Below are 13440 nucleotides of genomic sequence, written 5' to 3' on the forward strand. Positions count from 1 at the left end.
CCATGCAGAACGAGATTCTCAAATCTTCAAAATTACTCAACGGGCAGGGTGAGCTTATCCAGCGCGGTTGGGCCAGAGATATGATTCTGGATTATCATCGCCAGGACATTGCTGCACCGGCTTTTAAGATCAAGGAATGGGACTATTACGCCATTTTATCTGATGATGGGGGCATCTCATTTACTGTTTCAGATCTGGGCTATATCGGCTTTGTGGCAGCAACGGTGTTCGATTTTACATCCGCTGAGGAGATTTCAAATTCAGTGATGACCCTGCTTCCCCAGGGTGGCTTCAAGATGCCAGAATCCAGTAAACAGGGGGATGTTATATTCCAAAACAAGAATCTTAACCTGCGATTTATTAGGAAAGAGACATCCCGAGTGATTGAAATTGAGTGGAAGCATTTCCAACCTGGACAAGATTTACGCGGAAGTGTTGAGCTGGACCAGCCCCATGATGACTCCCTGCTCATTGCCACACCTTTTCCGGAAAACCCAAAGGCATTTTACTATAACCATAAGATTAATTGTATGCCCGCCAGGGGTAGCTTTACACTTGGAGATCGAGAGCTGGTGTTCACTGGTCAGAAGGCATTTGGTGTACTGGATTGGGGCCGGGGTGTCTGGACCTACTCCAACACCTGGTATTGGGGGTCAGCATCTGGGATGGTTGGGGGACAACGTTTTGGACTGAACATTGGTTACGGTTTTGGGGACGCTTCAGCTGCTTCTGAGAACATCATTTATCTGGATGGCCGGGGTCACAAATTGGATGCAGTCAGTTTTCATATCCCAGAGAATGACTTTTTAAAACCCTGGCAGTTTTCCAGTAATGACGGTCGTCTTGAATTGGATTTTGCACCCATCCTCGATCGTTATTCAAATACCAATTTGCTGATCATCCAATCCTGGCAGCACCAGGTCTTTGGAACTTTTTCTGGTCAGGTTACCCTGGATGATGGAACTGTTTTACAGATTGAGAACCTCCTGGGCTTTGCTGAAAAAGTGAAGAATCGCTGGTGATGGACATGGATTTGTGGATTTATGAGCAGGCAGAATCCTCATGACGGGCAGACTCCTAAATGCTGGACTGATGCATACCTGTCGATTATACTGGAGACCCGGCAAAAATGAGTTTATTAGAACTTAAATATAGAGTAGCTGGTTGAAGAAATCAGGAATAAGATAAAAGGCGAAAAGAATGATATACCGCAGTACCTACAATATGATTGTTGAGAGAATTCATGAGATAAATGCTGAAATCAAGCAGAATACAAAAGACATAAAAAGAGCAGCCGATTTTGGAGATTTGAAAGAGAATGCCGAATACCATGCTGCCAAAGACAATCAGGCGCACTTGCATAACAAGCGTCATCGTTTCGAAAAACACCTGGATGAAGAAGTTGTGGAGCCTGGGGATGTAAAGGCTGATCGCGTGTCCTTTGGAACGCAGGTTACCTATACTGATGGTGAAAATCCAATCACGGTTTCAATGGCTGGTGCTGCAGAATACGAATTGGAATTATACGAAAATATTGTCACGACGGCATCTCCCTTTGCTCAACGAGTTCTGGGCAAAAAGGTTGGTGATACGCTGACTCTTGATCTGCCTGATGGTGTCAAAACCTTGACTATTCTGGATATTCAACTGCTGAAATAATATAGAATTTAGCACACACAAATAATCCCTCTGGATTCAGGGGGATTTTCTTTTTTAGAAGTTTGGGAATCTTACAAAAACACCATATCATTTAAGGGAGAAAACATGCTGGCCAATCTCAGATCAGAATTCCTCCTCGATCCAGATATTCACTATCTGAACCACGGATCATTTGGTGCCTGCCCCAAAGAGGTTTTTGAAGATTACCAAAACTGGCAGCGTATTCTTGAACGGAACCCCATTGATTACTTTACCCGGCAACTGAAAGGCCTCTTTGGCAAGGCAGCCAGTGGCCCCCTGGAAAAAGCCCGAACAGAACTGGCCCACTTTGTCAACGCAGATGCAGAAGGCTTGATTTTCACGCCCAATGTGACGGTTGCCCTGAATGCCATTGCCCATTCCATTCAACTTGAACCCCATGACGAAGTTCTGACCACAGATCATGAGTATGGCACCATTATGGCCTCATGGGCTCGAAAATGCGCTCAGAACGATGCCATGCTTACTAAGGTAGCAATTGATCTGCCTGTCACCACACAGGCTGAATTTGTCGACTATTTCTGGAAACAGGTAACTCCCCGTACAAAACTGATTTTAATGAGTCATATCACCTCGGCCACCGCCCTGGTTTTACCCGTTAAAGAGATATGCGCACGAGCCAGGAAAGCTGGGATTATCACCGTGATTGACGGCGCCCATGCGGTTGGGCAGCTCGCTATGGACCTTGAAGAAATAGATGCTGATTTTTACACCAGCAATTGTCATAAGTGGCTACTCACCCCCAAGGGAACTGCTTTTTTGCATGTCCACGCTACCCAGAGAGAAGCATTTGAACCTCTGGTAATTAGTTGGGCAGAAATCAACCAACCCTCCTTTTCCTTGCGACACGAAATGTGGGGTACGCGGGATATGGCAGGCTTCTTGTGCATACCAACGGCTCTGAAGTTTCGGGAGAAACACGACTGGCAAACCCGGATGTCAGAATCAAGGAATCTTCTGTACGAGTATCGAGAACTATTTGCCACAAGTCTCAAGCGAGAATTGATATGCAATGAATCCTGGCTGGCCCAGCTTGCCAGTGTTCTGCTACCCACCGACTCAAACCCGGGGAAACTCTGGCAGACCTTATGGGATGAACACAAGATTGAGGCCATGATCACTAAATGGCGGGAGGAGTCTATCCTAAGACTCAGCTTTAACGCCTACAACACTCCAGATGAAATGGACTTGTTGCTCCATGCCATAAGCCATCATCTAAATCGCTAGATTTAACTGTCAATAAAGAGACTCTCCTTACAATATCCTGGACACGACCTGTCTTTTCATTGTGCTTTTAAAGGATTTACCCCAATATTGTCAGACATTTAAAAATGAATTCATATGGAACTAGATACTTGAAAAAATATATACTCATTCTTTTGGTCACGTTATTGACAATCACAAATCTTTTTGGGCGTTGGGGCTGGGGTTCTCATCGTTTTATTAACGATGCAGCAGTCAATCATCTCCCTGAATCCATGTCCTTCTTTATGGATCACCGGAACTACTTGTCTGACCACTCCGCTGATCCCGATACGGATGATGATCCTGGATACTATCACTATATCGATATTGATTATTATCCTGAATTTTTTGCTGGTACCCTTCCGCATACCTGGCAGGGGATGATTGATTTGTATGGCCAGGGTACAATGGAGGACAATGGATTGGTACCCTGGGTGATCGAATGGTGGTTGGATGACCTGACAACTCTTATGGGAGATGGAAACTGGAATGATGTCTGGCAGGTTGCTGCTGAACTGGGTCACTATGTTGGTGATTCACACCAGGCCTTACACCTCACCCTGAATTACAATGGGCAACTCTCCGGTAACTATGGCATTCATTCACGATATGAGACCCAGATGATGAATCCTCGTCTGGATGAGATATCCTTCCCAGATTCAATAGCACACTACTGGGAGAGCCCCATCGACTCTGTTTTTAACTATATCGAGGAAATTTTCCCTCTGGTTGATCTGATCATGGCAGCTGATGATAGAGCATACCTTGTTGATCCAAACCACAACGATACCTATTATTCCATGATGTGGGATGATCTAGGAGATACCACCACCTGGAGTTTGAATCGTGCAGCTGTCGACCTGGCAAGTATCTGGTATACAGCCTGGGTAAATGCAGGGTCGCCCTACCCTGAAGGTGTAGATGTTGATGAGATCGAGGTTCCCAGTCAATTCCAAATTGATGCCTTTCCCAACCCCTTTAATGCTCAGATTTCCCTTCAATTTCATCTGGAACAAAATATGCATACTAGTTTGATTATTTATGACACGCAGGGAAGGCTTGTATCCACGCTTGCTCAGGGCGATTTTGGGAGCGGAGAGCATTTGCTCACCTGGAACGGGACAAACCAAAATGGAGATGAGGTCAGTTCAGGGGTATATTTATTCGTCCTGCAAACATCTGCGCAACAGCAGGTAAAAAAATTAACTTTGCTCAAATAAAATACATCACCCACGGGAGGGTAGAATCATGAATCAGGATTTTTACCAAAAAATGAGATTGGACATTCGGGAATGGATCCAAACCAAAACTGGAAAAGAGAGCCAGTGGTCAGAGTATCTGCTATTAGCGCCGGATCTCTTCCATCTACTGGCAAAGTTGGCCATGGACAAAGAGGTTCCCAGTTCAGAAAAAGCCAAAATTGCTGGTGCCTTGGCATACTTTATCTCCCCCATAGATCTTATCCCTGAAGCGCTTTTTGGACCTCTGGGATATTTGGATGATGTTGCGCTGGCAGCCTATGTCATTAATTCAGTCATGAAGAATTGTGAGCCCACTATCGTTACCAGACACTGGGCCGGCGAGCAGAACATACTGGAATTGGTACAACAGATAGTGGATGTAGCTGCTGACATGCTGGGAAATAAAATTTGGGATAAACTCAAGGGGATGGTGAAGTAATGAAAAAGCAATTTGATGTAAAAAGCATACTCATTGGCGTGCTGGCCACTTTGCTATTCATGTCACTTATGTCAGCCCGACAAAATGAACCTGAGATGGGTGATCTCAGTGTGAGTTCCGTTACGATTCGCGAGGGGGGCGGGCTGAGAATTCTGTCCCATGCTGGCGAAAATACCGTTCTCATATCAGGCTCAGGTCAAGGTGGTGGCACCATCATGCTCAAAAATGCCCTGGGAGCACCATCTATGACACTGGGTGCAAATGAGGATGGGCAGGGAGGTTTTGTTGCTTACAACCAGGAAGGGAAGATGAGTGCCCACCTGGGAACTGGTGAAATGGGTGGTGGATTTATTCGTACCTTTGATAAGAATGAATCTCCTACTGTCTACCTCGGCACGAGTGAGAAAGGTGGGGGTCAACTCACAACCTACAATGAAGTTGGAAATGAGACCGCATTTTTAGGTACTGGCACTGCAGGTAATGGATTTCTCCGAACAGCCAATGAATATGGGAAAATGAGCGCTTACCTGGGGACAGGTAATTCCAGCACTGGAATGGTCTTGCTCTGTGACCGCGATGGCAAAACCCAATGGGTTGAGAAGGTAGATCCATAACAACCTCTGATATTCAGGATTTTTAGATCAGAATAACTGATTGTAAGGTGGGAACAGATTGAATAAAGCCCTCATTCTCAGCATACTATTTTTAATCGCATGTAAACCAGAGATTCCACAAGACATCATCGTATCCAGCCCGGATGATAAAATTCAGGTTGAGTTGAAACTTAATCAGGGGATGCCCTCCTACGCCATCCTGGTTGATGGGAAATATTTAATCAACCCCTCAACCCTGGGATATCGTTTTCGAAAACAACCAGATCTGGTGGGTCCCTTTCAGCTGATGAATTCCAAAACAGAGATGCTTGAAGAACGTTGGGAGCCCGTCTGGGGACAGGAAAAGTCCATCCATTCCTTGAGCAGGAGCATCAAGCTTGAACTGAGAGAACAGTTTGTTCCCCATCGGCAACTCAATCTGACGTTCCGTGTTTTAAATGATGGCGTGGCGTTTCGATATGAGATTCCACCACAACCAGGAATTGATTCAATTTTTGTGATTGAAGAATTGTCTGAATTTAATTTTACCACGCATGCAGAGACCTGGTGGATTCCCGGTGACTATGATAGCTATGAATACTTATATACCCAAACCCCCCTGGGTGAAGTCCAGGTTGTTAATACTCCCTTTACCATGATCATGGACAATGGTCTCCATGTAAGTTTGCATGAGGCCAATCTGACAGACTATCCCGGAATGACCCTGCGCAAATCACCACAGGCTGAGTTCAGCCTTATCAGTGATCTGGTTCCCTGGCCTGATGGAGACAAAGTCAAGCAGGTAGGCCAGATGACATCACCCTGGCGGACCATCACCATTGGTGAGCAGGCAACAGACTTGCTGAAATCCCGTATGATCCTGAATCTCAATCCTCCCAGTGCCATTGAGAATACAGACTGGATTCATCCCATGAAATACATGGGTATTTGGTGGGGCATGCATCTCAACAAAGAGACCTGGGTCCAAGGACCCAAACACGGGGCAACCACATCAAATGCCATGCACTACATCGATTTCGCTGCAGAGAATCAAATTCAGGGCTTACTCATCGAGGGTTGGAATATTGGTTGGGAAAGGTGGGGGCAACCCGATGCCTTTATTATGACACAAGCCTATGATGACTACGATATTGAGAAAATTACAGCTTATGGCCGGGAACGCGGCGTCTTTATTATTGGTCACCATGAAACGGGTGCAGATGCAGATTTTTATGAACGTCAACTTGAAGATGCCTTTGCCTATGCCCATGACCTGGGTATCCCTGCAGTAAAAACCGGCTATGTTGGGGCAATTCGACCAGTTGGCCAACACCATCATGGTCAGTGGATGGTTGAGCATTACCGACGGGTCGTCAAAATGGCAGCACAATATCAGGTGAGTATTGATGTACATGAGCCTATCAAACCCACAGGTATCGAGCGGACCTGGCCAAACATGATGACACGTGAAGGTGGTCGGGGACAGGAATACAATGCCTGGAGCGAGGGTAATCCTCCAAATCATACCACGATTCTACCGTTTACCCGTTTGCTGGCTGGTCCCATGGACTACACTCCTGGAATATTTGACCTGCGCTTTGATCGATATAAACCTGATAACCGAGTCCACTCCACATTGGCCAAGCAGCTTGCTCTCATGGTGGTTCTATATAGTCCGCTTCAAATGGCGGCAGATCTACCCGAGAATTATGATAACCAGCCAGCCTTCCAGTTCATCCGGGATCTTGAGCTGGACTGGGATGAAACTCTTTATCTGGAGGCCGAAATCGGTAAGTTTGTCACCATTGCTCGCCGCCATGGAAGTGAATGGTTCCTGGGTGCCATTACCAATGGGGATGCACGAGAAGTAGCAATTCCCATGGATCAGATGATTATGGGAAAAATGATAGCGGAATGCTATGTGGATACTGAAAATACCCATTGGGATACCAATCCATATCCAATCTGGATAGGGTCTTATGAAGTCTTACACACTGATATACTGAAAGCAAGATTAGCTCCTGGAGGGGGAATGGCTATCAGGTTACGGCCACTTACAGAGGTTGAGATAGACCAGGACCTGGTTTCCATCTCGAAGCTACGTCTGGACCAGAGCGTGAAAACATAGAGGGGATTTCCATGAAAATTGTTACCAAAGAGACGATTGTATTATTGACAATCATGCAGGTCTTTCTGGCCTGTTCAACTCCACGAGCACCAAAAACTGAAAGTATGGATATGAACATTATACCCAAGCCACAACACATACTGGAACAGAAGGGTGAGTTTGTTTTTGCTCAGACCACAACCGTTTGGATTTCTGATGGGATTGCCAGCAAGGCATTTTTTACAGATTATTTAAAGTCAATGATTCCCAACCTGGGTGTTGGTAAGCAGGGAGCTGCAGATATTGAAATTGATCTCATCCAGGATGCCAACTTGCCGGAAGAAGGCTATCATTTTCAAGTGAGTAGTCAAGGAGTCAGCATCACGGCCCAGGATGACCCTGGCATATTCTACGGCATGCAGACATTGCGTCAACTTTTACCACCGTCTATTGAACAGGGTGTTGCAACCCTGGTGGGTCATAAAATTCAAGCCGTCAATATTGAAGATTATCCCAGGTTTGGATGGCGGGGCATGCATCTGGATGTCTCACGTCATTTTTTCCCTCTGGAATTTGTAAAAAAATATATCGACATGATCGCCCTCCATAAAATGAATGTATTTCATTGGCATCTTTCTGATGATCACGGCTGGAGACTTGAGATAAAGCGTTACCCGAAGTTATCTGAAATTTCAGCCTGGCGTGTTGATCGGAATGATGAAGACTGGCGGCATTGGACGCCCATCAAAGAAGGTGAAAAAAGTACCTATGGCGGATTCTATACTCAGGAGGAAGTCAGACAGATTGTGGCTTATGCCGCTGCAAGACAGATCACCATTGTCCCTGAGATTGAAATGCCTGGACATTCCTCTGAGATATTTGCGGCTTATCCTGAATTGTCGTGCAAGGGAGAGGTCCTGCCAGTACGTCCAGCCAGCTACTGGCCCATAGAAGACATTTTTTGCGCAGGTAATGATTCGGTCTTTGTATTCCTTGAAAATATCCTGGATGAAGTCGTGGATTTATTCCCGGGAAGGTATATTCACATTGGGGGCGATGAGGCTCGAAAAACATATTGGAAAACTTGTGAGAAATGTCAGAACCGGATCAAAACTGAGGGTCTGGCCGATGAGGATGAATTGCAAAGCTGGTTTATCCAGAAAATGGAGACATTCATCATCTCAAAGGGTAAACAGCTGATTGGATGGGATGAGATTCTTGAAGGTGGATTGGCTCCAGGGGCAACGGTAATGTCCTGGAGGGGTGTAAAGGGAGGCGTGGCTGCTGCCAAGGCAGGTCATGATGTTATCATGACGCCGACTTCCCATGTATACTTTGACTATTACCAGGGTGACCCTAAAACCGAACCTCAGGCTATTGGCGGATACACAACTCTCAAAAAAGTGTATGACTATGAACCCATTCCAGAAGCATTAAATGCTGAGGAAGCGAAATTTGTATTGGGATCCCAGGCTAATTTGTGGACGGAGTTCATCAAGACCACCTCACACGCAGAATATATGGTGCTCCCGAGAATGACTGCATTATCAGAGGTGCTATGGTCTGCAAAAGATCAGCGGGATTGGCCTGGCTTTCAAAAACGGCTGCAAAGTTTATTGCCTCGATTCGAGACACTGGGGTGGAACTACAGTCCAGGCACCTTTCTGGTAGATATTGTACCAGGACGGCCTCTGCAAAAGGATGAAGTGGAAGTCCAGTTAATTGCGGAACAAACAAAGTACGATGTTCGCTATACTCTTGATGGTAGGGACCCTGATGAGAGCTCCCTGTTATACACAGGTAAGTTGGTCATCAGGCAGGATGCTAAAATTCGAGCCGGGATTTTTGATGGTCCCACAAGCATGGGGCGCATTGCAGAAAGAGATTTCTCCTTTCACAAAGCTCTGGGCAGCAGCACGTCATATATGATGAAATATCATGTACGCTACACGGGTGGTGGCGATCAGGGTCTGGTTGATGGAATTCTGGGGTCGGATAACTCAAAGGATGGTACCTGGCAGGGTTTTGAAGGAAATGACCTGGAACTCATTCTTGACCTGGGAGAGAGCAAAGAAATCTTTCGGACTGAAGTGAATTTTCTGCAATCAACCAAAGCCTGGATATTTATGCCTGAGTATCTGGAGGTAAGTTTTTCACCGGATGGTGAGATATGGAGAGTTATCCAACGAGTTGAAAATGAGGTGTCTGATAATAGCGAGGATGTTTCTATCAATCGATTGACTGCCGATTTTCCAACAGAGACAACACGTTATATCCGAGTTCTGGCTAAAAATCGAGGGGTATGTCCAGAATGGCATCCAGGAGCTGGTGAGAAATCCTGGATATTCTGTGATGAAGTGATGGTCCGCTAGCAAGCTTAAGGTCCATCAGTGTGGTGATTCTTAGGATTTCTCTGGTTCATACTGGAAAATCTCTTCCAGTGGGACTTGAAACACCCCTGCAATCTTAAAAGCCAACTCCAGGGTGGGCGAGTATTTCCGGGCTTCGATGGCAATTATCGTCTGTCTGGACACCCCGATGTTTTTGGCAAGTTCCTGCTGGGTCATTTCACCACGATTGAATCTTAGCTTTCGCATATTGTTTCGAATGCTGCAAAAAGCCATTACACACCTCGTTGGTAATAGATAAGCTGAGTTACAAAACCAACGATTTCAGAAACCACAAAAAAGACGATGAATACATTCATGAGCATGAGCGCTGATGGATTGAGGTAGAAGGTCATGCAGGCGATCCACACACCTGAAATCAGGACATAATGTGAGATGCTGGTGGCTTTTAACCTGATAAGACTTTCCCGCTCATCTCCACCATCCTTGACTTCATCACGATAAATGATGGCCATGATGCTCTGAATGACAATCTGAGCAAATATGGTGACTGTAATTACTCCAATGAATACGATGATCAGACTACTCTCAGGAATATCTGGATTCGCCACAACACCCAAGACTCGGCTGAAATAATAGATAAACATAAGGGAGGTTATGATGAGGGAAGCCCAGATACTTTTTTCCTGATATGATAAATTCATGTTAATATCCCTTTACTAGATGTTAATAAACGCATACATAATGTAAAAGATAATTAACATCAGGCAACACATTAATCGCTGAGAAATTATACCATCGTTACCCCATAGATTATGCAGTTGGTTTAAAGTAGAAAATCTCTCGGTGGGGTTGTGGCAAGTTGTCAAGCCAGCCACTTTCAATGAATCCATACTGCTTGTGCATTTGAATTGAGGGCTCATTATCCACTTCAGTAGAACTGAAGAGTTTTCCTGAAGGGCAGTGATTGAATTCAATATGCTGGAGGAGCTTTGTGGCCAGACCTCGTCGACGATAGGCATGGTCGGTGACAACCAATTTGAGGAAAGTGCAGCCAAACCAATCTGAGTCAAAGGTGGCATAGCCAACAATTCTGGAATCCATTTCCAGGACCAGCATCATTTTTCTGGGGATCATATGAAGAAAATGTTTTCGCCGTTTTTCACGATCAAAGATATTGAAATTTGGAGCGTCAATGGCAACGCAGGGTTCAAGATCATGTAGCTGTGCAATTCGGATTGTCATATGTCGGGCAGGCTGTTGAATATCCCTACTCTCGGGTGTAGTGCTTTACTTCTTCTGTGCCTGATAAGATCCGGAGTCCGGCTGAGGCCAATGCTTCCATTTCATTCTCCCCGGGCTCAACGAATATTTCAGTAAGTGCCTGGACACGCTCAGAGATAGAATCGCACAACAGTTGAGAATTTGCCATTCCGCCAGTAAGCAGAATCCCATCCAACTCAAATTTTAGCACAGAAGCCATGGCGGCTATTTCTTTGGCCATCTGATATACCATGGCTTGAAAAATGAGATCTGCCTCAGCATCACCGATCTGAATTTTTTGCTCAACTTGCTGGAGATCAGCGGTACCGAGATACCCTTTTAAACCGCTCTCTTTTGAGAGTAAATCCTCAATCGAGGAGCGGTCATAATTTGCCTCAAATACCAGATCCAAAATCCCTGAGGTGGGCAGTGCCCCGGCTCGCTCCGGGCTAAACGGTCCCATACCTAGGAGGGCATCATTGACATCAATTATGTGGCCATTGCGCACTGCTGCAACTGAGATTCCACCCCCCATATGACAGACGACCCAGGAACTCTCCTCATAGTCCTTGTCCAGGCGTACACAAAGTTTTCTCAAACTGGCTTTAATGTTAAGAGCATGGCTGCGAGATTTCCGCTGAATACCTGGCACCCCTGAAATTCGCGCAATAGGCTCGAATTCATCTGATGTGATTGGATCGGTGATAAAGACCGGCTTATTATACTTTTTGCCGATTCGCTCACCAATGAGGGCGGCGAGATTGCTGGCATGGTGAGAATATTTGTTCGTCCTGAGATCATCAAGCATGAGATCATTGACTTCATAACTACCGCCTTGAAGGGGATGCAAGGGGGCCCCTCTGGCCATGATGATTTGAACCTCAATCTTTGTTGACGCAAGAAAACGATCTACATCCTCATAACGTGTATCCAATTGCTCAGTAGTGCTTCCCTCCAAACCGGAATGAACCACTATGGATTCATCCACTATAAGGACTTGCTCTTTCACGGTGTCAAAACTGTAGATTGCCAGTTTTGTAGATGTGGAGCCAGGATTGATGATCAGGATGTGACCTCGGTTAAGCATATGCACCCTCTCATTTTAAATCGGTACGAAATTAAGTATCTGAACTCATAATACACGCGAATCTTGGTCAAAATATTCAGATTTTATAGAGCGGGTTTTGATATGAGTATGACCTTCTATCTGAGCTCACTATATTGTTCAATGGAAGCATCGTTTAAGAGCTCGAAGTGGTTAGACCCAGGTATGCAATTGTTCCTCACATTTGGACTGTCGCTGATCATAGCAATCATAGCCTTTCAATCCTCAGAGCTAGACCAGAAAACAATAATTACATTTGTGGCCTATTATCTTTTCCTGGGGTCCATGGCTATCATGTTCAGACATAGAATAAAACTTACCAATCCAAAGACACGACAACTGCTTCAGTTCGGTTTTTTCCTCCTGGGATTCGTCCTTATGATGACTGGTATTCTAGGTATTCTTGGGGGAAACCTTGAGATGTCAATCGTCTTTCTAACCACCGTTTTTTTACCTGGCCTGGCAAGTGCAAGAGCCGGCCGACACTTTAATAAAATTGGAGAGTGAATGTCCATTCAATCAACATTTTACCGATCATTAAGCGTAATCAGCATCCTGGTAATTCTGTCATCCTGCGGAGGAGGCACGCCAGGAACTTCAGGGACACCTGATACGTCTCATAGAGCTATCGGCGACATCCCAATCCTTGATGTACAACTTTTTGGTGAGGGAACTGAAATAACAGCTGCCGGACATCACCTCATGGAGCTGCCACTGGGGGTCATCGAATTAAGAGATGGTGAGCAGACAAATGACAGTGTTTTGGTCATGGCTGTTCATGGATATGACTCAAGGGGTTATGAGTGGATTACTGGCTTAAAAAATCTGGCGGGTCATTATGGGTCCGTATTCTTTTTCAGATATGATTGGGAACAATGTCCTGACCAGATAGCAGAGAATTTTACCACTGAGATAAAAAAATTGGAGAAGCTGGGAAATTACCAGGAAGTGGTCATTTTTGCTCACTCATACGGAGGGATGGTGGTGACATATGCAGCCTCTGGACTTGGGAAGCTAAAGACCGATATCCATGTTATTGCAGCGCCATTGAGCGGTTTTCCAAAACTACTGGATGAATGTGAAAAATTGAGCTATGATGTTGGCGATAAGCTGATATACCCTGAGTGGAATAAATCGGTTCGTCTCATTCAACATAAAACCGTCCATGCCCAGGATGGAGCATTCAGAGATTTGGCCAGTGATCCCCAGGAAGTGGATTTGCCATTTTATCAATCTCATGAATTGCCGCCTACCATGGATGGACATCGCCTGGGTCACAATTGGTCGGTTACATGGGTTCTGGATAAACATGTGGGTAAACCCCATCGTCTCTAGACTTCAGCAGCCTGCCTAGTAATCAGTACTTGCGGAAATTCTTACACTGCATATTTTTAGACCCAT

The 13440-nt window shown here is 45.4% G+C and carries 14 protein-coding genes; 10 read left to right on the forward strand and 4 right to left on the reverse strand.

The features are described 5' to 3' along the window. Positions 1-2: 2 nt before the first annotated feature. The 8 genes from ISR87_05550 to ISR87_05585 all read left to right on the forward strand — a co-directional run bounded on the left by ISR87_05550 (position 3) and on the right by ISR87_05585 (position 9695). A complete protein-coding gene (locus tag ISR87_05550; protein MBL7024902.1) occupies positions 3-1022 on the forward strand; it encodes a DUF2804 domain-containing protein in 1020 nt (339 codons plus the stop codon). Positions 1023-1200: 178 nt separating this feature from the next. After that, complete coding sequence (locus ISR87_05555; protein MBL7024903.1) at positions 1201-1659, forward strand: GreA/GreB family elongation factor; 459 nt, start codon at positions 1201-1203, stop codon at positions 1657-1659. Positions 1660-1764: 105 nt separating this feature from the next. Then, complete coding sequence (locus ISR87_05560) at positions 1765-2925, forward strand: aminotransferase class V-fold PLP-dependent enzyme (GenBank protein ID MBL7024904.1); 1161 nt, start codon at positions 1765-1767, stop codon at positions 2923-2925. Positions 2926-3053: 128 nt separating this feature from the next. Then, a complete protein-coding gene (locus ISR87_05565; GenBank protein MBL7024905.1) occupies positions 3054-4163 on the forward strand; it encodes a T9SS type A sorting domain-containing protein in 1110 nt (369 codons plus the stop codon). 28 nt (positions 4164-4191) lie between these two features. Further along, entirely contained in the window at positions 4192-4623 is a 432-nt protein-coding gene (locus ISR87_05570) for a DUF1232 domain-containing protein (protein MBL7024906.1), read from the forward strand. Further along, a complete protein-coding gene (locus ISR87_05575; protein ID MBL7024907.1) occupies positions 4623-5237 on the forward strand; it encodes a hypothetical protein in 615 nt (204 codons plus the stop codon). The genes ISR87_05570 and ISR87_05575 overlap by 1 nt, the downstream gene beginning before the upstream one ends. A gap of 58 nt (positions 5238-5295) precedes the next feature. After that, positions 5296-7344, forward strand: a complete 2049-nt coding sequence (locus tag ISR87_05580) for a glycoside hydrolase family 97 protein (GenBank protein MBL7024908.1) — start codon at positions 5296-5298, stop codon at positions 7342-7344. Between the two features lie 11 nt (positions 7345-7355). Continuing rightward, the gene (locus ISR87_05585) at positions 7356-9695 is read left to right on the forward strand and encodes a family 20 glycosylhydrolase (protein ID MBL7024909.1); all 2340 of its coding nucleotides are present in this window, start codon (positions 7356-7358) and stop codon (positions 9693-9695) included. A gap of 30 nt (positions 9696-9725) precedes the next feature. Here ISR87_05585 and ISR87_05590 read toward each other — a convergent pair whose 3' ends face one another. The 4 genes from ISR87_05590 to buk form a co-directional block, all read right to left on the reverse strand. Beyond that, entirely contained in the window at positions 9726-9947 is a 222-nt protein-coding gene (locus tag ISR87_05590; protein ID MBL7024910.1) for a helix-turn-helix transcriptional regulator, read from the reverse strand. Further along, on the reverse strand, positions 9947-10375 hold the full coding sequence (locus ISR87_05595; GenBank protein MBL7024911.1) for a hypothetical protein: 429 nt from the start codon (positions 10373-10375) through the stop codon (positions 9947-9949). The genes ISR87_05590 and ISR87_05595 overlap by 1 nt, the downstream gene beginning before the upstream one ends. Positions 10376-10484: 109 nt before the next feature. After that, the gene (locus tag ISR87_05600) at positions 10485-10916 is read right to left on the reverse strand and encodes a GNAT family N-acetyltransferase (GenBank protein ID MBL7024912.1); all 432 of its coding nucleotides are present in this window, start codon (positions 10914-10916) and stop codon (positions 10485-10487) included. Between the two features lie 25 nt (positions 10917-10941). Next, the gene (gene buk / locus ISR87_05605) at positions 10942-12021 is read right to left on the reverse strand and encodes a butyrate kinase (GenBank protein MBL7024913.1); all 1080 of its coding nucleotides are present in this window, start codon (positions 12019-12021) and stop codon (positions 10942-10944) included. Between the two features lie 183 nt (positions 12022-12204). Here buk and ISR87_05610 point away from each other — a divergent pair, with 183 nt between their 5' ends. Further along, positions 12205-12546 (forward strand): hypothetical protein, encoded by a 342-nt coding sequence (locus ISR87_05610; GenBank protein ID MBL7024914.1) that lies wholly within the window; start codon positions 12205-12207, stop codon positions 12544-12546. Continuing rightward, positions 12547-13374: an alpha/beta hydrolase gene (locus ISR87_05615; GenBank protein ID MBL7024915.1), complete on the forward strand. Its 828-nt coding sequence runs from the start codon at positions 12547-12549 to the stop codon at positions 13372-13374. It abuts the gene before it with no gap. Positions 13375-13440: the final 66 nt, after the last annotated feature.

The organism is Candidatus Neomarinimicrobiota bacterium, assembly GCA_016784545.1.
Classification (GTDB): domain Bacteria; phylum Fidelibacterota; class UBA8477; order UBA8477; family JABMPR01; genus JABMPR01.

Excerpts from the sequence above, each read along its gene's own strand:
- ISR87_05550 (MBL7024902.1), top strand. The coding sequence starts at position 3 with ATGCAGAACGAGATTCTCAAATCTTCAAAATTACTCAACGGGCAGGGT.
- ISR87_05555 (MBL7024903.1), top strand. The coding sequence starts at position 1,201 with ATGATATACCGCAGTACCTACAATATGATTGTTGAGAGAATTCATGAG.
- ISR87_05560 (MBL7024904.1), top strand. The coding sequence starts at position 1,765 with ATGCTGGCCAATCTCAGATCAGAATTCCTCCTCGATCCAGATATTCAC.
- ISR87_05570 (MBL7024906.1), top strand. The coding sequence starts at position 4,192 with ATGAATCAGGATTTTTACCAAAAAATGAGATTGGACATTCGGGAATGG.
- ISR87_05575 (MBL7024907.1), top strand. The coding sequence starts at position 4,623 with ATGAAAAAGCAATTTGATGTAAAAAGCATACTCATTGGCGTGCTGGCC.
- ISR87_05585 (MBL7024909.1), top strand. The coding sequence starts at position 7,356 with ATGAAAATTGTTACCAAAGAGACGATTGTATTATTGACAATCATGCAG.
- ISR87_05590 (MBL7024910.1), bottom strand. The coding sequence starts at position 9,947 with ATGGCTTTTTGCAGCATTCGAAACAATATGCGAAAGCTAAGATTCAAT.
- ISR87_05595 (MBL7024911.1), bottom strand. The coding sequence starts at position 10,375 with ATGAATTTATCATATCAGGAAAAAAGTATCTGGGCTTCCCTCATCATA.
- ISR87_05600 (MBL7024912.1), bottom strand. The coding sequence starts at position 10,916 with ATGACAATCCGAATTGCACAGCTACATGATCTTGAACCCTGCGTTGCC.
- buk (MBL7024913.1), bottom strand. The coding sequence starts at position 12,021 with ATGCTTAACCGAGGTCACATCCTGATCATCAATCCTGGCTCCACATCT.
- ISR87_05610 (MBL7024914.1), top strand. The coding sequence starts at position 12,205 with ATGCAATTGTTCCTCACATTTGGACTGTCGCTGATCATAGCAATCATA.
- ISR87_05615 (MBL7024915.1), top strand. The coding sequence starts at position 12,547 with ATGTCCATTCAATCAACATTTTACCGATCATTAAGCGTAATCAGCATC.